Origin of the sequence: Alcaligenes sp. AB3, from assembly GCF_031844565.1 — a bacterium.
GTDB classification, from domain to species: Bacteria; Pseudomonadota; Gammaproteobacteria; order Burkholderiales; family Burkholderiaceae_B; genus Alcaligenes; species Alcaligenes faecalis.
In genome coordinates, this window is the sequence record NZ_JAUZVM010000006.1 from 163,022 (window position 1) to 182,685 (window position 19,664).

Genomic DNA, 19,664 nt, shown 5'->3' on the forward strand with positions numbered 1-19,664 from the left:
CGCCTCCTTGATTTCGGCCTTCTCGCTCTTTGCTTCAGGCTAGAGCCATTTGGCCTTTTTGAATTTCCAGTACAAAAATCCGCAAACGCTGCCCATCAGGCCCAAGGCCAGCGGGTAGCCCAGCGTCCATTCCAGCTCGGGCATGAATTTGAAGTTCATGCCGTAAATCCCCGCCACCGCGGTCGGCACAGCCAGAATGGCCGCCCAGGCCGCCAGCTTGCGGGTGGTATCCGTCTGCTGCATCTGACCTATCATCAAGCCGCCTTCAAAGGCGAAGGCCAGGGCTTGCCGCAGGCTGTTAATAAATTCGGAAGTACGGGCAATGCGGTCTGCCACTTCACCAAAATACGCCCGGCTTTCCGCATCCACATACGCCAGCTCGATGCGCGACAAACGACGGCTTAGCTCCGCCAAAGGCGTCACCGCGTTATACACACGCAGCAAATCGCGTCGTAAACGATAAATACGCCGTACATCGTTTTCCTTGAAGCCCCGAATCAGGAATTGCTGTTCAATAGCTTCGACCGCCTTTTCAGTTTGTTCCAGGCAAGTCTGGTACTGATCCACAATCAGATCCAGCAATTCCGAGGCCACAAAATCACTGCCCCGTTCCAGCAAGGCTGGTGTGCTTTCCAGACGGGAACGCAACTCCAGATAGCTGCTGTTGGAACCGCGCCGTACTGTCAGCAACAAACCATGGGCAATCAGAATCTGCGTGGTGCCAAAAAGCGGGCGCAGGTCTTTCAGGCCCAGAGTCACTGCCACCACAATCAGACAATTGCTGAACTCCAGCAATTTGGGACGACGATGGGGAGCAATCAATTCTTCAACCGCATTGTCGGGCAGGCCCAGCTGCGCCCCCACTTCGCGCAAAGTTGCTTCGCTGGGGTCTTTCAAACCAATCCAGATAAAGCCGTCCTTCAAGGGGTTGTGTGCAGGCAGGTGGTGAATATCCAAGGCCTGAGCAGGCTGGCCAGACTGATAGCGATACGCGGCCACCACAACGTCTTGTGCATCAGGGGCGACCGGAGCTATTTCTTGCATGCTGCCTCCTTGCAGACAAAGCCAATTTTTTTGTTCGATAATAGCACTGGCCTCCCTCCGCGCTGCGAGTGCAGCGACTTGCAAGGAAAGACATGAAATCACGATCCATCCTGTGCCTGGGCACACTGATTATGGCGCTGGGCGTAGGCCTGGGTGCGTTTGGTGCCCACGCACTGCGCTCCATGGTTGATGCGTCAGCCTTGGCGACCTGGCACACGGCCGTGCTGTATCAATTGCTGCATGGTCTGGGCCTGCTGCTGATCGCCGCTTTGGGCCCCCAACTGAATGCGGCCTGGCAGTCTCGCAGTGCGATTCTGATGCTGGCTGGCGTCCTGATTTTTAGCGGCAGCCTGTACATTCTGGTGCTGAGCGGCGTGAAATGGCTGGGCGCAATCACCCCCATTGGCGGGGTGGCCATGATTCTGGCCTGGCTCTTTCTGGCGATTGCCGCCTTGCGTGGCAAGGACAACTGACCCCAGAGCTATTGCCTTCGTATAATGGGGCGCATAGTCTGCCTACCAGGAGCGCTCCGTGTCTGATTCCGCTTTTTCTTTACGCGAATTTACCCGCCAACTGCCCAAGGCCGAACTGCATCTTCATATTGAAGGCACGCTGGAACCGGACTTGATCTTCAAGCTGGCCCAGCGCAATCACATTACGCTGCCCTATCCCGATCAGGCCAGCCTGCACGCCGCCTATCAGTTCACCGACTTGCAGTCCTTTCTGGACCTGTATTACGCCGGAGCCGGTGTCCTGATTACCGAGCAGGATTTCTTTGACATGACCTGGGCCTACTTTCTGCGCGCCCAGGCCGATGGCATTGTGCATACGGAAATCATGTTTGACCCGCAAACACACACGGCACGCGGGATCGCCATGAAAACCGTATTTGCCGGAATTGCCCGTGCCGCTCGCCAGGCCAAGTCCGAACTGGGGATCAGCAGCTATCTGATCCTGAGCTTCCTGCGCCATCTGAGCGAAGCCGACGCTTTTGCCACTCTGGAGGCCGCCCTACCCTTGCGCAATCAGTATGCCGACCTGTGGATTGCGATTGGCCTGGACTCCTCGGAAAAGGGCAACCCACCCGCCAAGTTCGAAAAAGTCTATGCCCGTTGCCGAGAGCTGGGTTTCCGGCTGGTCGCCCATGCCGGTGAAGAAGGCCCGGCCAGCTATGTACGCGATGCCCTGCAGCTTCTGAAAGTGGAGCGCATCGACCATGGCGTGCGCAGCCAGGACGATCCGGCCCTGATGCAGTATTTGGCCGACCACGCCATTTCCTTGACGGTCTGTCCCCTGTCCAACATCAAGCTCAAGGTTTTTGACAGCCTGCACCAGCACAATCTGAAGCATTTGCTGGATCGCGGCCTGAATGTTTGCGTGAACTCGGACGACCCGGCCTATTTTGGCGGCTATCTGCTGGACAACTATATGCAAACCGCCCAGGCCCTGAATCTGCAGGAAGCCGACTTGCGTACCCTGGCAGCCAACAGCCTGCGCTCCTCCTTTTTACCCAAGGAACACAAACAGGTCTGGCTGAACAAGCTGGAGCACATCCCCGGCAATGACTAAGTCCACGCTGCAACTGCCAAGAACGTTCTTTGCCCGTGATCCGCGTTACGTGGCCTTGGAATTGCTGGGCAAAACCCTGGTTTTGAATGACGAACGCGGGGAGCGCTGCGCCACCATTGTGGAAACCGAAGCCTATCTGGGTCCCCAAGATCAGGCTGCCCACAGCCGACGCGGTATCACCGAGCGCACGCGACTGATGTTCGGCCCGGCAGGCTACGCCTATGTGTATTTGATTTACGGCCTGCATCACTGCATGAATATCGTCAGCGGCGTGGAAGGTGACGGAACGGCCGTCTTGCTGCGGGCCGCGCAATGGACGTCACCCGTTGATGGCCCCTCCCTGTCCGGCCCAGGCCGTCTGTGCAAGGGACTGGGTATCGACAAGAGCTATAACGGCGCGGATGCCTGCGGCCCAAGCTTGCATCTGCTGGACGCCCCCGCCCTGCCGCCAGAGCAAATCCTGGTCGGCCCGCGCATCGGGGTGGACTATGCCGGCCTCTGGGCCCAGGCCCCCTTGCGCTACTCGATTGCCCAGCATCCGGAGGTATCGGTCAAGCCGGGCAAAACCACCACAAAACGCAGTGCCAAAGGCCTTAAACGCCCCGCCTAGAACAGGTATTATTAATCCTTCAAGCTGAATGCTTCCCAGCTGTTTTTAAGGATTTCCCATGCGACTCTCCGTACTACTTAGCGTACTTCCCGCCGTTTTGCTCGCTGCTTGCACGGCCACGGGTAATAGCGCACAAACAGGCTCGACCTCTTCGTTCAGCGACTCCTCTGGTGGTCTGTGCAATGCGGACGCCTTGAATCCAGCCGGTCAAACCGCCAGCCAAAGCCAGGTGGAGCGTCTGGTCAAACAGGCCGGTGCAGCCAAAGCTCGCGTCCTGGCTCCGGACCGCATGTACACCACCGACTATGACCCCACCCGTTTGAACATTCGCGTGGACGAGCAGAACAAAATCACCTCCGTTTACTGCGGCTGATCCCTGATGACTCACGAACAAAGCCAACACCTGCTGGACACGCTGTTCGCACCCTGGGTCCAAGCGTTGAAGCTGCGCGTAGAAAATCTGAATGAAGACGGCGTGGTTCTCCGCCTGCCTTTTTCGGATCAATTGACACACGTGGCCGGTGTAGTCTGCGGTCAGGTGTATATGGCGGCAGCCGATACCGCCATGGTGCTGGCCGTCAGTCAAAGCCTGGGGGAATTTCGCCCCATGACCACGGTTTCGCTGAACACCAGCTTTGTCCGCCCGATCAGCCAGGGGGATGTGCTGGTGCACGCCCAGGTGCTGAAACGTGGCAAAAGCATGGTCTTTGGCGACATCAAGCTGCTGGACGAGCAAGGTCGACTGGCGGCCCACGCCACCACCACCTACGCGCTCCTGCCGGGCTGATTCCGCCCAAAACCCCCGCCCGCTTTGCAAGACAGACTCTGACACAAAACAATCCGTCCAAGGGTTTGGCATAGCGGGCTTGGCACGACTATCATCGTCATAGCAGGTGAGCCCCGACATGGTCCTGGGGCCGCTGCCCCGCCCGATTCCTTGTTGATCGCTTTTCTGGAGAAGTTCAAATGGCAAAAGTCCTGGTTCTCTATTACTCCGCCTATGGCCACGTAGAAAAAATGGCCCAAGCGGTTGCCGAAGGTGCACAAAGCGCTGGCGCGACGGTGGACATCAAGCGTGTCCCCGAACTGGTCCCGGAAGCCGTGGCCCAGAAAGCGAATTTCAAGCTGGATCAGGCCGCCCCGGTCGCCACTATTGGCGACCTGGAAAACTACGACGCCATCATTGTCGGCACCGGCACCCGTTTCGGGCGTATCAGCTCACAAATGGCCAGTTTTCTGGATCAGGCCGGTGGCCTGTGGGCGCGCGGCGCACTCAATGGCAAGGTAGGCGGTGCCTTTACCTCTACCGCCACCCAACACGGCGGGCAGGAGCTGACGCTGCTGTCCATTATTCATAACCTGATGCACTTTGGCATGATTGTGGTGGGCCTGCCCTACAGCTTTGCGGGCCAGACCCTGCTGAACGAAGTCACTGGCGGCAGCCCCTACGGCGCATCCACCATTGCCGGTGGCGACGGTTCACGTCAGCCCAGCCAGAACGAGCTGGACGGCGCCCGCTACCAGGGCCGTCACATCGCTGAAATTGCAATCAAGCTGAAAGGCTAAAACGGAGTACACAGATGGGCATGATGATAGATGGACAATGGCATAGCAAAGAGCCTGTCAGCAGCGCTCAGTCCGATACATTTCAACGTGCCCAGTCTGCCTTCCGGGACTGGATTACCGCCGACGGCGGCCCCGGCCCGGACGGACAGGCGGCGCAGCCTGCCCAGGCCAATCGCTATCACCTATATGTCTCGCTGGCCTGCCCCTGGGCGCACCGCACCCTGATCATGCGCGAATTAAAGGGGCTGCAAAAGCTGATTTCAGTGTCGGTGGTGAACCCCATCATGGGCGATCAGGGCTGGACCTTTGAACCGGCGGAGGGCGTGGTGCCGGACCCGGTCATGGATGCTCAATTCCTGCATCAGCTCTATGCCAAGGCGGACCCGCAATTCACAGGGCGCATTACCGTGCCCGTACTATGGGACAAGCAGCGCGGCACGATCATCAATAACGAGTCGTCCGAGATCATGCGCATTTTCAATAGCGCCTTTGATACTTTGGGCGCGCGCAGTCTGGATATGGCACCTGCCGAGCTGCTGGGCGAAATCGACAAGATCAATGCCCATGTGTATGACACCGTCAATAACGGGGTCTACAAAGCAGGTTTTGCCCGCTCACAAGCCGCCTACGACACGGCAGTTCATGCGCTGTTCGACAGTCTGGACGGGCTGGAGGCTCGCCTGAGCCAGCAGCGCTACCTGACTGGCACGCAACTGACCGAGGCCGACTGGCGCTTGTTCACTACCCTGATTCGCTTTGATCCGGTCTATGTCGGCCATTTCAAATGCAATCTGCGCCGTCTGATTGATTATCCGAATCTGTGGAACTACATGCTGGAGCTGTACCAAATGCCTGGCGTGGCCAGCACGGTCAGCCTGGATCACATCAAGACCCATTACTACAGCAGTCACCGCCATCTGAACCCGACGGGTATTGTGCCGGCCGGCCCGGTGCTGGATCTGAACGGGCCCCACGGACGAGGTCATTTACCCGTCCAGCCAGGGCCCTTGCATATCGGTCTTCAGTAACCGGGACGATCAAAAATATCGGGATTGAGCAAGATGGAGCGGTCTACCTGATTGATATCGGTACGACCGCAAAACGCCATGGACACGTCCAGCTCATTCGCCATCAGTTTCAGCAAACGGGCCACACCGGCCTGCCCCGCCGCACCCAAGGCATACAGGAAAGCACGGCCAATCATGGCACCTTGAGCGCCCAAGGCGCGGGCACGCAACACATCCTGACCGCTGCGAATACCACCATCGACCAGCACTTCGATCTTGTCACCTACCGCCTTGCTGATCGCAGGCAGGCAGGAAATTGAGGATGGCGCGCCATCCAGCTGACGGCCACCGTGATTGGACACGATCAAGGCATCGGCACCGCTATCCACGGCGTAACGAGCATCGTCGGCATCCATAATGCCTTTAACAATCAGCTTGCCGCCCCAGGCATCCTTGATCCACTCGATATCTTTCCAGTTCAGGCTCGGGTCGAACTGCTCGGCAGTCCAGGTCGACAAGGAGCGCAGATCCGATACTCCCTTGGCGTGGCCGACGATATTGCCAAAGCTGCGACGATGCGTGCGCAGCATATTGCGGCACCAGTACGGCTTGGTCGCCAGATTCAGCAAATTAGGAATCGTCAGGCGTGGAGGCGTGGTCAGGCCATTCTTGATGTCCTTGTGACGCTGGCCCAAGACCTGCAAGTCCAAGGTCAGCACCAGGGCCGAGCAATTAGCCGCTTTGGCACGCGCAATCAGGTTTTCAATAAAGCTGCGATCACGCATCACATAAAGCTGAAACCAGAACGGGGCGCGGGTAGCCTGGGCCACGTCCTCCAGCGAGCACACACTCATGGTGGACAGGGTGAACGGAATACCAAAATCCCGTGCGGCCAAAGCCGCCAGCATTTCACCATCGGCGTGCTGCATGCCGGTCAGACCGGTAGGGGCAATAGCCACGGGCATGGCAACATCCTGGCCCAGAAGCTTGGTCTTCAGACTGCGATGATCAATGTCCACGGCCACGCGCTGTTTGAATTTCAGCTTGTGAAAATCCTGCTCGTTCGCATGATACGTGCCCTGCGTCCAGGAGCCGGAGTCGGCGTAGTCATAAAACATCTTGGGCACGCGGCGTTTGGCCGCCAGGCGGAAATCTTCAGTGCAGGTAATTTTCGACAGATCCATTACATTGGGCTCCAAAACAATGGCGTAATAATGCGACTTTGTGCCCTGTGGGGCAAGTCATCCTGTACAGACTGTTCGATGTTTCTACCTGCTCTGCTTACCTATGCTGCCCGAATCAAGAGAGGGAGCTAGTCCCGACAGGGCTGCAAGCCTTGCAGCAGGCGGCTTCTCAGCCTTTGCGTATCCCGAAAAATCAAAAAAGAGACTATTTGAATAAAAAATGCGGATATTTTGGTGACAAGCAAAAATAGCCATGCTATAGTTCTAATTCTTTAGCGGCTGTAGCTCAGTTGGATAGAGTACTTGGCTACGAACCAAGGGGTCGTGGGTTCGAATCCTGCCAGCCGCGCCATATTCAGTAAAAAAGCCATTTCTTCGGAAATGGCTTTTTTGCTTTCTACTCGATTATCACACGGCATCACTACGCTACCGAGCGTCGCTCAAGCCTGTACCCACAATAACAATAAGCAATACGAGCAGGCTTGAACAAAGAAATAGAATGAGCAGTAGCGATCAGGGCTATATGTAGTTAGGAACGGTTCCTGCAAGGCCTTATCGCCTTTCAGATAACTCAAGACCCAGACCGTCACCGAAGCCATCATGCACCCATGCCGTCACGGGGATGGCATAGCTCCACCCGCCTGCTTTCCACCAGCATTCTGCAAACCACGCTTGGGTGATATTGGCCGCCATGCTCAGGCCATCAAACTCTTCATCCAGGAAATAGGCTTCGTGGAAGGCGTCCATCTTGTCTAAACCCAGAGCAAGCTCCATGGCTCTACCGGGAAAAATGGAAGGGTCGCTGCTATCGACCTTATTATTGTCGCCACGGTAGTAAATCCATGCCGATGGGGTTTCCAATCCGTCTTCACCAAAGAAAATTTGCACCTCGGCATCCGTCACTCTATCTGGCACGGGCAAGGCGAACAAGGTACGTAACTCGGCAATAAGGGGCTTTGAGGCGCGTTCCAAACACCGCTTATAACGCAGCTGAAACTGTGCCGGACTTAAGCCGAGTGGGACCATACCTGTAACTCCTGAGGCCTTGAAACTGCTGCTAATTGACTGGTGCCAGCGGCATCACCACATTTGGTTTTGACGCAGCCACCACGAAGAGTAATGGTCCCATGCCTGCACCAGCAAGTCACGCTCGTGTCGAGAAGGCCCTCAACATCACCATCACGGCTTAAAGACATTACAAAGTGTCGGGTTAAATCCGCATTACCCTGCTCCACAAGCCCGCCCAAGCCTTGTTTCCTGGTGTTTTCAGAAAAATTTCGCATTCATTTCAAGAAAAATGCTTTTTAGGCTTGCCATGCAGATAAATAGTCTGCTATAGTTTCACTTCTTTAGCGGCTGTAGCTCAGTTGGATAGAGTACTTGGCTACGAACCAAGGGGTCGTGAGTTCGAATCTTGCCAGCCGCGCCATATAAAGAAAAAAGCCACTTCTTCGGAAGTGGCTTTTTTCGTTTGTCTTTCCGCTTTTTTACCCAACCTGACTTTCCCGGTTTCTCTGCTTTTTTCCTGTGATTTGCATGCAGCGGGCAAAGTTAATTGTTTCCACCCATCAGTCTTGTCAGGCAAAAAAGCACAACACCCATCCTCAAGTCCCTGCTCAAGCGTTTATAAACTGAACTTCACAAATGCCACGAATGGGATGTAACAATTGAAACTTTATTTTAATTTCAAAAAATTAGGGTAAAACCTCTCTATTATTGCCAACACGAATTAAAAGAGGGGACATACCATTCCAAGAGCTTATGCCACGGGCTGCGTACAACATGCAGTCACATACGACAGAGAAAATTGAGCCTTCCAGCTTGTATCTACTGAAACCGATACCCCGGTGCAGCCTGTCGTTGGCACATCTTAGGCTATTCCCATCTTTGAATAGACCCGAAAAACAAACAAAGCAGATCTGTTCATTAATCTAAAGAGGAAACCCATGACTCGTCGCATGCTCGCTGCGCTTTTACTGTCCATTCCACTTGCTGCCTGCCAGACCCTACAAGGTGGTGGAACGGGAGGCGAAGACAAGTTCACTGCCACCTACATGCAAACACACCTAAAACCAGGCGTGACCACCGTCGAGCAAGTACGCCAACTCTACGGCAAACCAGATACCACTCAAGAAGGCCCAAGAGGTCCGTCGATGTGGACCTATTCACCCTCTAACAAAGCAACCTCTGACTTGCTGTCCTCTGCCATGGGTGCCTTCGGGCTGGGCGCCGCCAGCAGCATCACCGGGGCAACACAAGAAGATGGCCGCAGACTATATATCCATTTTGAAAACCATAAAGTCTCCGACTACAGCTTATCGCACCACTAAAAATCTCTTAGTTTGAGACTCGCTACACTCAAAACGCCTGAGCTGTTAGGCCCAGGCGTTTTTACAGCAAGGCAACAAGACTCATCATGATCTCACGCACTATCCATTTTCTGCCCGCCGTCCTGCTCCTCGCCTGCAGCCTGTCGGTCGCGCAAGAGGCCAACCCTACGGCCCAACTGGCCCAGATGGGCGGCGCCATGCATGCGGCCGCCCAGGTCTGCGGCGACTACACTGACACGCAATTACAGGACATGAAGAACAAGCAGAAAGAAGCCATGAAGGATATGGGCCTTAGCGAGGCCGATTTCGATGTGGCATTCGAGCAAGGCCTGCAGCGCGGCCGCAAGGACCTTGAGGGCGCCACCAACACCCAGCGCAATCAGATGTGCGAGCAATTGCGTTCCGGCCCCAAGTTCTAAATTCGCTTTGCCCAACAAGAAAGCGCTCTGGCCCGCAAGGAACCAGAGCGCTTTTTACTGCCGGCGCAAAAACCCGAAGGTCTTACAGCGCCTTGACCATATCTTCAATGGTCTTTTTGGCATCACCAAACACCATCATGGTCTTGTCCATATAGAACAGTTCGTTATCCAGACCAGCATAACCGGCAGCCATGGAACGCTTGTTCACGATCACGGTTCTGGCTTTGTAGGCTTCCAAAATCGGCATGCCTGCAATCGGCGAAGCCGGATCATTTTTAGCGGCCGGGTTGACCACGTCGTTAGCGCCTAGAACCAGCACCACATCGGTCTGCGCAAACTCGCTATTGATGTCGTCCATTTCAAAGACTTGCTCATAAGGCATTTCTGCCTCGGCCAGCAAGACGTTCATATGGCCGGGCATACGGCCAGCGACCGGGTGAATGGCGTAGCGCACATTCACACCCTGGCTGGTCAGCTTGTCCGACAGCTCTTTCAAGGCGTGTTGAGCACGGGCCACGGCCAGACCATAACCGGGCACAATCACCACGGACTCGGCATTGCTCATCATGAAAGCGGCATCTTCTGCACTGCCGGATTTCACCGAACGACTGCCCTGGTCCGCGCCACCGGAAGCGGCTTCCGGATTGGCGCCAAAACCGCCCAGAATCACGTTGAAGAAGGCACGGTTCATGGCCTTGCACATGATGTAGGACAGAATCGCACCGGAGGAGCCCACCAGCGAACCGGCAATGATCAGCATGGAGTTGTTCAGGGAGAAACCAATCCCCGCTGCCGCCCAGCCCGAATAGCTGTTCAGCATGGACACCACCACGGGCATGTCTGCCCCGCCAATCGGGATGATCAGCATCACGCCCAGCAGGAAGGACAAGGCCAGCAGCACACCAAAGGCCCACCATGCCTGAGTCATCACAAAGATCACGCCGCAAGCCAGGGCCAGCAGACCCAGCAGCAGGTTGAGCATGTGCTGACCCTTGAAGGTAACGGGTGCGCCCTGGAACAGTCGGAACTTGTACTTGCCCGACAGCTTACCAAACGCGATCACCGAACCAGAGAAAGTAATGGCACCGACCAGCGCGCCCAAAGCCAGCTCCACACGGTTACCCATGGGCAGAGCCACCTCGGCCGAACCAATCCCGAAGGCCACCGGCTCCAGCACCACGGCAATCGCAATGGCTACCGCAGCCAGACCAATCATGCTGTGCATGAAGGCCACCAGTTCCGGCATCTTGGTCATCTCGACACGGCGTGCCATGACGGTGCCCAGCACGCCACCAATCACCAGACCGATCAAAACCCGCAGCAGGCCAGAGAGCTCTTTGCCTTCAGGGGCCAGGCTATAGATCAGCACGGCCGTGGTGGCAATGGCCAGGGCCATCCCCACCATGCCGAACAGATTGCCACGACGCGAACTGGCCGGATGCGACAAGCCTTTCAGGGCCTGAATGAAACACACCGAGGCCAGCAAATAGCACAAGGTAACGGTATTCATGGAAATCATGACTGCCCTTCCTTGGGCGTATTTTTAGCGCCCTTCTTTTTAAACATTTCCAACATGCGGCGGGTTACCAGGAAACCACCAAACACGTTTACCGAGGCCAGCGCGGTGGCAATAATGCCCATCGCCTGGGCCCAAGGGCTTTCGGTCAGCGCCGCGGCCAGCATCCCGCCCACAATAATGATGGCCGAGATCGCATTGGTCACCGCCATCAAGGGCGTGTGCAAAGCGGGGGTTACTGTCCAGACCACGTGATAACCCACGTAAATGGCCAGCACAAAGATGATCAGGTTAATGACCAGGGGAGAAATAATATCCATGGCGTCAGGCTCCCTGCTGTGGAAAGAGTCGTTTGCCACCCTGTACAACACGGCTGGCATTCACAATGTCGTCGTCCGCAGGGATATGCAGCTCGTCAGACTGGTCCTTGAGCATCAAGCCCAGGAACTGTTGAATATTGCGTGCATACAAGGCAGACGCATCCGCCGCCACACGGGCCGGGAAGTTGGTCTCGCCCACCAGGGTCACGCCATGTTTCTCCACAATCTGGTCGGCTTCGGTCAGGGCGCAGTTACCGCCACGTGCCGCAGCCAAGTCAACAATGACCGAACCTGCCCGCATGGACTGCACCACTTCTTCGGCAATCAGACGCGGGGCGGGGCGCCCCGGAATCAAGGCCGTGGTAATGATGACGTCGGCCTGGGCGCAACGTGCCGCCACCACCGCCGCCTGCCGTTGCAACCAGGAAGCGGGCATGGGACGGGCATAGCCGCCTACCCCTTGCGCCGCTTCGCGCTCTTCGTCGGTCTCGTAGGGCACATCAATAAACTTGCCGCCCAGGGACTCGATCTGCTCACGCGCGGCAGGACGCACGTCGGAGGCTTCTACCACGGCCCCTAGACGACGTGCCGTCGCAATCGCCTGCAAACCGGCCACCCCCGCGCCCAGCACCACAACACGAGCCGCTTTGACGGTACCCGCCGCGGTCATCATCATGGGAAAGAATCGGGGATATAAGGTGGCTGCTTTCAGCACTGCGGCATAACCCGCGATATTGGCCTGCGAGGACAGAACGTCCATACTTTGCGCCCGCGTGGTACGCGGGATCAGCTCCAGGGCGAATGCCTGGCAGCCCGAAGAAGCCAGCCTGTCCAGACCCTCACTCTCGTAAGGGTCCAACATACCGACGACCACATGCTCGGCACGTAAACGCGCCGAATCCACATCAGCCGGGCCCACTACCAGCAGCACGGTGGCTTGATAGGGATCCCCTATCGTTGCCCCTGCTGCCTCGTAATCAGCATCCGAGCTGGCAATACCCTGTCCGGCACCCGCCTCGATAATCACATCATGGCCCGCCTTGCGGTAAGCCTTGATGGTATCGGGCGTGGCCGCTACCCTCTTTTCCCCGGTCCCCCGGGGGCTTAGTACACCCAGTCGCATCTTCAATCTCCAGTTAATTAACTAACTTCTACGATCTCTGACGACGTGCAGTACCCGGACGGGTGAGTCTGCCCCCAGCGGGAAACGACCCAACAACCTTTCCGGCCCGGTATGTGTTTTCCCACAACACCGGAACACCATCTATAAATTCGGATGTGCATGAACAGGCCCGTGGCAGGCCTGCCTAAACAGGATAGAAATCCGCCCTGTTGTTTCCCTCTCCCACTCCTGCCCCTCGCAGGAACCGGTCATTCTTTTTTGAACTCACTATAAGGGCCTTTATTTGACACAAGAAACCCCAAGCCGCACTAGACCGCTTTAGACGAAAAAGCAAGACACATTACTACCACCTGATTATCGCAATATGATGCTTGTTCTATGGAATTTTTTTTGCTTGCCTGTCGGGTAACACTGAGCAGATCAGCCTTGGCCAGGGACTTAGACGCCTGATAATTAAAACTACAAGCATTGGCCTGCTGCTAAGATAGCAACTTCTTATAAAACTTGTCATTAACTTGTAATTAATGTTCGTGTTCACGCCAGGGTGATGTTTGCGTCGCCAATGGCCGCTGAGCCACCTCTTTTAAAAGCCTAGGCAACCGCCCCCTTGATACGCGGTTTACCTGCACTATTCAGTCCCAGGCTGATCTATCCCCATGGCAGAAATCCACATCGATCACGTAGTGAAACGCTACGGCAGCAATACCATCATCAATGAACTGAGCCTGCAAATCCGGCATGGCGAGTTCTTCACTTTATTAGGGCCCAGTGGCTGCGGAAAAACCACGCTGCTGCGCATGATTGCCGGTTTCATCATTCCCGATGAAGGCCGCCTGTTTCTGGACAAGGAAGACATTACCTACCTGCCCGCGCACAAGCGCGAAACCGGCATGGTGTTCCAGGACTACGCCCTGTTCCCCGATAAAACCGTGTTTGACAATGTGGCTTACGGCTTGCGGGTACGCAAGGTCAGCAGTAGCGAAATCAAGAAAAAAGTCGCCTATATTCTGGACCGCGTGGAACTCGGTGGCATGGCCCAACGCTACCCGGCCGAGCTGTCCGGCGGCCAGCGCCAGCGCGTAGCCCTGGCCCGCGCCCTGGTGATCGAGCCCCGTGTCCTGCTGATGGACGAGCCCCTGTCCAACCTGGATGCCAAGCTGCGTATTCAAATGCGTCAGGTCATCCGCGAATTGCAGCAGGAGTCCAACATTACGGCTATTTTCGTGACGCATGACCAGGAAGAAGCCCTGTCCATGTCGGATCGCATTGCCTTGTTGCGCCAGGGCCGTATCGACCAGCTCGATACCCCCGAAGCCATGTATTCCGCACCACGCACGGCCTATGCCGCCGACTTTATTGGCGCAGCCAATCTGATCGACACCCTGGGCGTGCATGTAGAGGACGGTCACACCACCGTCAGCATTGCGGGTGGACACATTCTGGTGAACAATCCGCCCCCCGTCGGCCAAGTGCTGCTGGCAGTGCGCCCCGAAAACATCACCCTGCATACTGAAGCCCAGGCCGGCAGCATTCCTGCCCAGGTTGTGGCGCGCCAGTATCTGGGAACCAAAACGGCCTACAGCCTGAAGCTAAGCGACGGCAAACAAATTATTGCTGACGTTGCCGCTGCCCAGGACCCGCATCTGTCGGCAGGCGGCTCGGTAAACCTGAGCTTCAGCCCTGAATGTCGTTTGGTCGAGGCGTAAGACCCATGGCTATTGCTGCAAGACCCCTGGCCCTTCGTTCTCCCTGGTTCCTGCCCGCCTTGGTCTGTCTGGTGGTGCTGGTGTTCTGGGTTGTCTGGCCTCTCGCCTCTCTGTTCTATCAAAGCATTATCGACCCGGCAACGGGCATGCCCAGCCTGCATGGCTTTGAAACTTTCTTTAGCGAACCGCGCTATGTTGAAGCCTTTTTCAACACCATCAAGCTGGGCCTGATCTCCACTATCGGCACCTTGCTGCTGGGCGCCCCGCTGGCCTATGTGGTGGCCCGCTACGACTTTCCCGGCAAGGCCATTGTGGCGATCCTGCCTTTGACCACCATCGTGCTACCGGACATCATCGTCTCGCAGGCCTGGCTGATGCTACTGGGCAATAACGGCGTAGTGCGTCTGGCGCTGGAAAGCATCGGTATTGATCTGCCTAGTTTCTATGGCTGGTTCGGCATGTCCTACGTGCTGATCCTGAACGATTACACCTATGTGTATATCGGCATGCTGGCTGCCCTCAAGGCCATTGATGGCACGCTGGAAGAAGCGGCCGTGAACCTGGGTGCCAGCAACTTCAAGCGTGCGCTTAGTGTGACCTTCCCGGTGCTGATGCCTGCCCTGCTGGTCAATGCCATGATTGTGTTCACGCTGGCCGTGGACAACTTCTCCATCCCCATGATTCTGGGTGGTCAGGTGGATGTGCTGTCCTCCCTGACCTACACCACCTTCCTGTCCGAGATGAGCGGCAACCCCACCATGCAAGGTGTGCTGGCCGTGGTGTCCGTGATTCTGGTCGGCGCGGTGCTGTTCATTCAAAAACGGGTACTGGAGCGCAAGACCTTCCAGATGCAGCAAGGCCGCGCCCCGCGCCCGGTTCGTGCCCAAGGCTTGGCCGGTATCCTGCTGACCGTGGGTGCGGTGCTGTTTGTGACCTTCTCACTGATCCCCGCCTTTATCGTGCTGATTGGCGCCTTCACCAAAGCCAGCGGCCCGGTCATGCAATACGGCACCTTCACCCTGGACAATATGGAGCGTGCCCTGCGCTACGCCCCCGAGCCCATCTTGAACTCGCTGATGCTGGCCAGTGTGGCGACCATCGCAGGCACCTGCTTTGCGACTGTGTGCAGTTACCTGATCGTGAAAAAGCGCCTGTTCGTGGTGACAGCCCTGGACTATATGGTGATGCTGCCTTTGGCCATTTCCGGCACCGTGCTGGGTATTGCCCTGATCCAGACCTACAACAGCGGCATGCTGGTGCTGACCGGCACCTGGGTCATCATGGCCGGTGCGTACTTTGTACGTAAAGTGCCCTTCTCCATTCGCTCGGCCTCGGCCTCGCTCTACAACATTCCCGACTCTATCGAAGAGGCCTCCATCAACCTGGGTGTCAGCCCCTTCCAGAGTTTCTTCAAAGTGGTTCTGCCCTTGATGAAACCCGCCATTCTGGGCGCGGCCATCCTGATGTGGGTCACTTCGCTGGCTGAAATTTCCGCCACTATCGTGCTGTATTACGGTGGTATGGAGACCATGCCCATCCAGATGTTCCGTCAGATCGACGCCGGCTTTCTGGCCCGCGCTTCGGCTTACGGGGTGATCCTGATGGTCGTGATTCTGGTGCCGATTTATCTGGCTATCCGTTTTCTCAAGCTGGATCTGTTTTCCAGCCGCTAATCTAAAAAGGCTCACTATGCTGACTACACGTTTTCTGAAAACTGGTCTGGCACTCTCCCTCAGTGTCGGCGCCCTGTCCCTGTCCGGTGCCGCCATGGCCGCCAATGCCGTGATGTACACGCCCAACAATGTGCAAACCATTGACACGGCGCTGGAAATCGCTCGCAAGACCGCTTCTGACCTGTCCATTCAACAAGTGACCTCGGGCGCTGGTGCCTTGATGAAGCGTATCGAAGCCGAAGCACAAAACCCGCTGGGCGATGTGGTATGGGGCACTGGCTACGGCACCATGGCCGCTTTCCAGCAAAACTTCGAAGCCTACGAATCGCCCGAGAACAAGGCCATTCCTGAAGCCTTCCACGGCAAGGACAGCCTGTGGACCAGCTCCAACGCCCACGTCATGGTCATCATGGCCAATGAGCGCCAACTGAAAGGCCAGGCCGCCCCCAAGACCTGGGCCGACCTGTTCGATCCTCAGTGGAAAGGCAAGGTCATCATTGGTGACCCAGCATCCTCGGGCAGTGCGTACGACCAGGTTTACGGCATCTACCAACTGTACGGTGCTGAAGGCCTGCAAAAGCTGGCAGCCAACGTGATCGTGTCCAAGAGCTCGGGCCAGGTCTACAAGAGCGTGGCCAACGGCGAGTACCCCTTGGGCGTGACCATGGAATACGCAGCTTACGCCTACGTGGCCGGTGGTCAGAAAGGCATTGAGCTGATCTACCCTGAAGACGGTACCTTCATCGCCCCTGAGGGCGTGGCCGTGATCAAGAACCCCAAGAACGGCCAGGAAGCGGCTCGCAAACTGGTCGACGTTCTGCTGTCCAAAGAAGTCCAGGAAGCCGAACTGGTAGAGAACTTCCGCCGTCCTACCCGCAATGACATCAATGTGGCCGAGCTGACCAAACTGCCTAACCTGGATCAGATCAAGATTGCCAACATCGATCCTTTGAAGGCGGCTGCCGAGTACGAAACAGTGATCGACGCCTGGAAACAGGCTTTGGCTGCGGCTGGCAAATAAGCTGAAGTAATTCAGAGCTAAATAGCGATGCGTGGTGAGCCTACCCCACCCGCCCGCTATTAGGCACTGAATGGAAAAACCCCATGATGCCGGATTCTCATCCGGCCTTCAAGGGGTTTTTTATTACCTGAAATACGTGGGCAAAAACTGCTGCCTGGTGACGTATCCCAAGCACTTTCAGACCGGCTCCAAAACTGCTTTGCGCTCGGGAAGCAACAAGCCTGGAGAAAGACTGTGCTGCCTTATTTATCCACTGGATAAATCTGGTCTTCACGCAAACGCGGACGGTCTGCTTCCACTTCCGTCAACGGCTCCACGCGCTGCATCGTTGCCAGGGAACGCTGGGCCAGACGCTGGTACATGCGCGTACCGAAGAACTTGCCATCAATGGCTTTCTGATCCAGTTCCTTGACCACCGTAGCCGGGGAACCCGCCACCAGACTGCGAGGAGGCACCTGCATGCCTTTTTTCACAAAGGCCATGGCACCAATAATGCTGTCTGCTCCGATGTCCGCCGCGTCCATGACGACCGCATTCATGCCCACCAGCACATTGCGGCCAATGACGCAGCCGTGCAGCACTGCGCCGTGCCCGACGTGGCCATCCTCATGCACCACCGTGTCCTGATAAGGCGTGCCGTGAATAACACAGGTGTCCTGAATGTTGGAGCCGGCCTTCATGATGATGCGCCCGAAGTCCCCTCGCAAACTGGCCAGAGGGCCGATGTACACGCCCTCACCAATAATGACGTCACCAATCAGTACAGCGGTAGGATGAACATAGGCCGTGGGATGAACCACGGGCACCAGCCCATCAATAGAATAAATATTTTGCATACCTGCCTCGTACAAAAAGCCTGCACCCACAGCCGGCCCCAGGTCCGGCCAAAAATACGATCATAGCTGCTACAGACCGATATAATGCGCCGTACTCTTTCTTTTTGCATCCTATGAGCATGTTGTATTACTGGCTGGCTTTTTCCTTGGGCATGGTGTTTTACGCCGCCTACTTGTCGCAGTCCTTTTTGCTGTCGCAAGGCATCATCTACATGAAGGAAAAAGATCAATCGCCGCCCCTGCTCTGGCTGTTCACCCGCCTGATCGGCTTTATTCTGCGCACCATTCCCGGCTTGCTGATGCGCCCCATCCCCCTGATTCTGTGGGTCGTGGGCATGGGGCTGACGGTGCAATACAGCTTCGCGCTTTAAGCCAGGCAACCCCCAACCCTCTTGTTCACTGCACGGACGGCCAGGATGGGGGACTCCCGCTCCCCCTGCTTGCGACTCCCAGTCAAGCATCCTGCGCCTGTCAGTCAATTCATCGCCACCTTCCCCTCCTACACTGACGCAAACCAAGACGACCGGGCTCGGTAAGCAGCGCGGTCTGGCGATCAGGATCGCGGATACCGCGACAAGGAGGATGTATGCAGACAAGAAAAATCGTCCGGGCAGCCGCCGTACAGGCCGCCTCTCTCAACTACGATCTGGCAGCGGGTGTTGATAAAACCATTGAGCTGGCTCGTCAGGCCCGCGATGAGGGCTGTGACCTGATCGTGTTTGGTGAAACCTGGCTGCCCGGCTATCCCTTCCACGTCTGGCTGGGCGCACCGGCCTGGTCGCTGAAATACAGTACCCGCTACTATGCCAATTCGCTCTCGCTGGACAGTGCAGAGTTTCAACGCATTGCCCAGGCCGCACGGACCTTGGGTATTTTCATCGCACTGGGTTATAGCGAGCGCAGCGGTGGCAGCCTTTACCTGGGCCAATGCCTGATCAACGACAAGGGCGAGATGCTGTGGTCGCGTCGCAAACTCAAACCTACACATGTCGAGCGCACCGTGTTTGGTGAAGGTTATGCCCGAGATCTGATTGTGTCCGACACCGAGCTGGGCCGCGTCGGTGCCCTGTGCTGCTGGGAGCACCTGTCCCCCTTGAGCAAGTACGCGCTGTACTCTCAGCACGAAGCCATTCACATTGCCGCCTGGCCGTCCTTTTCGCTGTATAGCGAACAGGCCCATGCGCTCAGCGCCAAGGTGAACATGGCTGCCTCGCAAATCTATTCAGTTGAAGGCCAGTGCTTTACCATCGCCGCCAGCAGTGTCGTCACCCAGGAGACACTGGACATGCTGGAAGTAGGTGAACACAACGCCTCCTTGCTGAAAGTGGGCGGCGGCAGTTCCATGATTTTTGCGCCCGACGGACGCACCCTGGCTCCCTACCTGCCACACGACGCCGAAGGCCTGATCATTGCCGATCTGAACATGGAAGAAATTGCCTTCGCCAAGGCGATCAACGACCCTGTGGGCCACTACTCCAAACCCGAGGCCACCCGTCTGGTACTGGACCTGGGGCACCGTGAGCCCATGACTCGGGTGCATTCCAAAAGCGTGATCCAGGAAGAAGCTCCCGAGCCGCACGTGCAAAGTACGGCTGCGCCCGTCGCCGTCAGCCAGACTCAGGACTCGGATACGCTACTGGTGCAAGAACCGTCCTGACCCCAAAAGATGACAAGGCCCGGGCAAACTGTCCGGGCCTTGATTCCTTCTGCGTCCCCGATCCCGCATCCGCTTCGTCCTGG

General features: G+C 56.7%; 21 protein-coding genes and 2 tRNA genes. 16 read left to right on the plus strand and 7 right to left on the minus strand.

Going from position 1 to position 19,664, the window contains the following annotated elements; all coding sequences use genetic code 11:
- Positions 1-39: 39 nt before the first annotated feature.
- Positions 40-1,044, minus strand: a complete 1,005-nt coding sequence (locus Q9R35_RS13785; protein ID WP_035275091.1) for a magnesium and cobalt transport protein CorA — start codon at positions 1,042-1,044, stop codon at positions 40-42.
- A 92-nt stretch (positions 1,045-1,136) separates the two neighbouring features.
- Between Q9R35_RS13785 and Q9R35_RS13790 the strand changes: the two genes are divergently transcribed.
- The 7 genes from Q9R35_RS13790 to Q9R35_RS13820 all read left to right on the plus strand — a co-directional run bounded on the left by Q9R35_RS13790 (position 1,137) and on the right by Q9R35_RS13820 (position 5,817).
- Positions 1,137-1,517, plus strand: a complete 381-nt coding sequence (locus Q9R35_RS13790; RefSeq protein ID WP_042484071.1) for a DUF423 domain-containing protein — start codon at positions 1,137-1,139, stop codon at positions 1,515-1,517.
- A gap of 58 nt (positions 1,518-1,575) precedes the next feature.
- Entirely contained in the window at positions 1,576-2,613 is a 1,038-nt protein-coding gene (locus Q9R35_RS13795; RefSeq protein ID WP_311219999.1) for an adenosine deaminase, read from the plus strand.
- A complete protein-coding gene (locus tag Q9R35_RS13800; RefSeq protein WP_063693471.1) occupies positions 2,606-3,223 on the plus strand; it encodes a DNA-3-methyladenine glycosylase in 618 nt (205 codons plus the stop codon). Before Q9R35_RS13795 ends, Q9R35_RS13800 begins: the two co-directional genes overlap by 8 nt.
- A gap of 58 nt (positions 3,224-3,281) precedes the next feature.
- Entirely contained in the window at positions 3,282-3,596 is a 315-nt protein-coding gene (locus Q9R35_RS13805; protein ID WP_042484061.1) for an I78 family peptidase inhibitor, read from the plus strand.
- Positions 3,597-3,602: 6 nt separating this feature from the next.
- On the plus strand, positions 3,603-4,010 hold the full coding sequence (locus Q9R35_RS13810) for a PaaI family thioesterase (protein WP_063693468.1): 408 nt from the start codon (positions 3,603-3,605) through the stop codon (positions 4,008-4,010).
- 179 nt (positions 4,011-4,189) lie between these two features.
- Positions 4,190-4,789, plus strand: coding sequence for an NAD(P)H:quinone oxidoreductase (gene wrbA / locus Q9R35_RS13815; protein ID WP_009457766.1), 600 nt, complete (start codon positions 4,190-4,192; stop codon positions 4,787-4,789).
- Positions 4,790-4,803: 14 nt separating this feature from the next.
- Positions 4,804-5,817 (plus strand): glutathione S-transferase family protein, encoded by a 1,014-nt coding sequence (locus Q9R35_RS13820; RefSeq protein WP_063693465.1) that lies wholly within the window; start codon positions 4,804-4,806, stop codon positions 5,815-5,817.
- Here the strand turns inward: Q9R35_RS13820 and Q9R35_RS13825 are convergent.
- The gene (locus Q9R35_RS13825; RefSeq protein ID WP_311220000.1) at positions 5,811-6,980 is read right to left on the minus strand and encodes an alpha-hydroxy acid oxidase; all 1,170 of its coding nucleotides are present in this window, start codon (positions 6,978-6,980) and stop codon (positions 5,811-5,813) included. The two genes, Q9R35_RS13820 and Q9R35_RS13825, sit on opposite strands and share 7 nt — an antisense overlap.
- Positions 6,981-7,255: 275 nt before the next feature.
- Here Q9R35_RS13825 and Q9R35_RS13830 point away from each other — a divergent pair.
- A tRNA-Arg gene (locus tag Q9R35_RS13830) sits at positions 7,256-7,332 on the plus strand.
- Positions 7,333-7,532: 200 nt separating this feature from the next.
- Here Q9R35_RS13830 and Q9R35_RS13835 read toward each other — a convergent pair.
- Positions 7,533-8,006, minus strand: coding sequence for a hypothetical protein (locus tag Q9R35_RS13835; protein ID WP_311220001.1), 474 nt, complete (start codon positions 8,004-8,006; stop codon positions 7,533-7,535).
- 326 nt (positions 8,007-8,332) lie between these two features.
- Between Q9R35_RS13835 and Q9R35_RS13840 the strand changes: the two genes are divergently transcribed.
- The 3 genes from Q9R35_RS13840 (at position 8,333) to Q9R35_RS13850 (ending at position 9,729) form a co-directional block, all read left to right on the plus strand.
- Positions 8,333-8,409 (plus strand) — tRNA-Arg (locus Q9R35_RS13840).
- A 517-nt stretch (positions 8,410-8,926) separates the two neighbouring features.
- The gene (locus tag Q9R35_RS13845) at positions 8,927-9,310 is read left to right on the plus strand and encodes a hypothetical protein (RefSeq protein WP_026484260.1); all 384 of its coding nucleotides are present in this window, start codon (positions 8,927-8,929) and stop codon (positions 9,308-9,310) included.
- Positions 9,311-9,396: 86 nt separating this feature from the next.
- Positions 9,397-9,729 carry a hypothetical protein gene (locus Q9R35_RS13850; RefSeq protein ID WP_026484259.1) on the plus strand — a complete coding sequence of 111 codons (333 nt, stop codon included), beginning with the start codon at positions 9,397-9,399 and terminating at the stop codon, positions 9,727-9,729.
- Between the two features lie 82 nt (positions 9,730-9,811).
- Here Q9R35_RS13850 and Q9R35_RS13855 read toward each other — a convergent pair whose 3' ends face one another.
- Genes Q9R35_RS13855 through Q9R35_RS13865 form a run of 3 tightly spaced genes read right to left on the minus strand, consistent with a single transcriptional unit; the run spans position 9,812 to position 12,688 of the window.
- Positions 9,812-11,248 (minus strand): NAD(P)(+) transhydrogenase (Re/Si-specific) subunit beta, encoded by a 1,437-nt coding sequence (locus tag Q9R35_RS13855; RefSeq protein WP_311220002.1) that lies wholly within the window; start codon positions 11,246-11,248, stop codon positions 9,812-9,814.
- The gene (locus Q9R35_RS13860; protein ID WP_009457776.1) at positions 11,245-11,565 is read right to left on the minus strand and encodes an NAD(P) transhydrogenase subunit alpha; all 321 of its coding nucleotides are present in this window, start codon (positions 11,563-11,565) and stop codon (positions 11,245-11,247) included. The genes Q9R35_RS13855 and Q9R35_RS13860 overlap by 4 nt, the downstream gene beginning before the upstream one ends.
- A 4-nt stretch (positions 11,566-11,569) precedes the next feature.
- A complete protein-coding gene (locus tag Q9R35_RS13865; RefSeq protein ID WP_042484046.1) occupies positions 11,570-12,688 on the minus strand; it encodes an NAD(P) transhydrogenase subunit alpha in 1,119 nt (372 codons plus the stop codon).
- Positions 12,689-13,344: 656 nt separating this feature from the next.
- Here Q9R35_RS13865 and Q9R35_RS13870 point away from each other — a divergent pair.
- The 3 genes from Q9R35_RS13870 to Q9R35_RS13880 are packed head-to-tail and all read left to right on the plus strand — an operon-like array spanning position 13,345 to position 17,088.
- Positions 13,345-14,394, plus strand: coding sequence for an ABC transporter ATP-binding protein (locus Q9R35_RS13870; RefSeq protein WP_042484043.1), 1,050 nt, complete (start codon positions 13,345-13,347; stop codon positions 14,392-14,394).
- Positions 14,395-14,399: 5 nt separating this feature from the next.
- Positions 14,400-16,067, plus strand: coding sequence for an iron ABC transporter permease (locus Q9R35_RS13875; RefSeq protein ID WP_080723738.1), 1,668 nt, complete (start codon positions 14,400-14,402; stop codon positions 16,065-16,067).
- 16 nt (positions 16,068-16,083) lie between these two features.
- Positions 16,084-17,088, plus strand: a complete 1,005-nt coding sequence (locus Q9R35_RS13880) for an extracellular solute-binding protein (RefSeq protein WP_042484039.1) — start codon at positions 16,084-16,086, stop codon at positions 17,086-17,088.
- Between the two features lie 242 nt (positions 17,089-17,330).
- On the opposite strand, the gene Q9R35_RS13885 is transcribed toward Q9R35_RS13880, so the two are convergent.
- Entirely contained in the window at positions 17,331-17,924 is a 594-nt protein-coding gene (locus Q9R35_RS13885; protein ID WP_035271432.1) for a phenylacetic acid degradation protein PaaY, read from the minus strand.
- Positions 17,925-18,037: 113 nt separating this feature from the next.
- Here Q9R35_RS13885 and Q9R35_RS13890 point away from each other — a divergent pair, with 113 nt between their 5' ends.
- Together Q9R35_RS13890 and Q9R35_RS13895 are read left to right on the plus strand one after the other, a co-directional pair.
- On the plus strand, positions 18,038-18,295 hold the full coding sequence (locus Q9R35_RS13890; RefSeq protein WP_162089956.1) for a hypothetical protein: 258 nt from the start codon (positions 18,038-18,040) through the stop codon (positions 18,293-18,295).
- Positions 18,296-18,510: 215 nt separating this feature from the next.
- A complete protein-coding gene (locus tag Q9R35_RS13895) occupies positions 18,511-19,581 on the plus strand; it encodes a nitrilase (protein ID WP_311220003.1) in 1,071 nt (356 codons plus the stop codon).
- The last annotated feature ends 83 nt before the right edge of the window (positions 19,582-19,664 follow it).

Excerpts from the sequence above, each read along its gene's own strand:
- Q9R35_RS13785 (WP_035275091.1), bottom strand. The coding sequence starts at position 1,044 with ATGCAAGAAATAGCTCCGGTCGCCCCTGATGCACAAGACGTTGTGGTG.
- Q9R35_RS13790 (WP_042484071.1), top strand. The coding sequence starts at position 1,137 with ATGAAATCACGATCCATCCTGTGCCTGGGCACACTGATTATGGCGCTG.
- Q9R35_RS13800 (WP_063693471.1), top strand. The coding sequence starts at position 2,606 with ATGACTAAGTCCACGCTGCAACTGCCAAGAACGTTCTTTGCCCGTGAT.
- Q9R35_RS13805 (WP_042484061.1), top strand. The coding sequence starts at position 3,282 with ATGCGACTCTCCGTACTACTTAGCGTACTTCCCGCCGTTTTGCTCGCT.
- Q9R35_RS13810 (WP_063693468.1), top strand. The coding sequence starts at position 3,603 with ATGACTCACGAACAAAGCCAACACCTGCTGGACACGCTGTTCGCACCC.
- wrbA (WP_009457766.1), top strand. The coding sequence starts at position 4,190 with ATGGCAAAAGTCCTGGTTCTCTATTACTCCGCCTATGGCCACGTAGAA.
- Q9R35_RS13820 (WP_063693465.1), top strand. The coding sequence starts at position 4,804 with ATGGGCATGATGATAGATGGACAATGGCATAGCAAAGAGCCTGTCAGC.
- Q9R35_RS13825 (WP_311220000.1), bottom strand. The coding sequence starts at position 6,980 with ATGGATCTGTCGAAAATTACCTGCACTGAAGATTTCCGCCTGGCGGCC.
- Q9R35_RS13835 (WP_311220001.1), bottom strand. The coding sequence starts at position 8,006 with ATGGTCCCACTCGGCTTAAGTCCGGCACAGTTTCAGCTGCGTTATAAG.
- Q9R35_RS13845 (WP_026484260.1), top strand. The coding sequence starts at position 8,927 with ATGACTCGTCGCATGCTCGCTGCGCTTTTACTGTCCATTCCACTTGCT.
- Q9R35_RS13850 (WP_026484259.1), top strand. The coding sequence starts at position 9,397 with ATGATCTCACGCACTATCCATTTTCTGCCCGCCGTCCTGCTCCTCGCC.
- Q9R35_RS13855 (WP_311220002.1), bottom strand. The coding sequence starts at position 11,248 with ATGATTTCCATGAATACCGTTACCTTGTGCTATTTGCTGGCCTCGGTG.
- Q9R35_RS13860 (WP_009457776.1), bottom strand. The coding sequence starts at position 11,565 with ATGGATATTATTTCTCCCCTGGTCATTAACCTGATCATCTTTGTGCTG.
- Q9R35_RS13865 (WP_042484046.1), bottom strand. The coding sequence starts at position 12,688 with ATGCGACTGGGTGTACTAAGCCCCCGGGGGACCGGGGAAAAGAGGGTA.
- Q9R35_RS13870 (WP_042484043.1), top strand. The coding sequence starts at position 13,345 with ATGGCAGAAATCCACATCGATCACGTAGTGAAACGCTACGGCAGCAAT.
- Q9R35_RS13875 (WP_080723738.1), top strand. The coding sequence starts at position 14,400 with ATGGCTATTGCTGCAAGACCCCTGGCCCTTCGTTCTCCCTGGTTCCTG.
- Q9R35_RS13880 (WP_042484039.1), top strand. The coding sequence starts at position 16,084 with ATGCTGACTACACGTTTTCTGAAAACTGGTCTGGCACTCTCCCTCAGT.
- Q9R35_RS13885 (WP_035271432.1), bottom strand. The coding sequence starts at position 17,924 with ATGCAAAATATTTATTCTATTGATGGGCTGGTGCCCGTGGTTCATCCC.
- Q9R35_RS13890 (WP_162089956.1), top strand. The coding sequence starts at position 18,038 with ATGAGCATGTTGTATTACTGGCTGGCTTTTTCCTTGGGCATGGTGTTT.
- Q9R35_RS13895 (WP_311220003.1), top strand. The coding sequence starts at position 18,511 with ATGCAGACAAGAAAAATCGTCCGGGCAGCCGCCGTACAGGCCGCCTCT.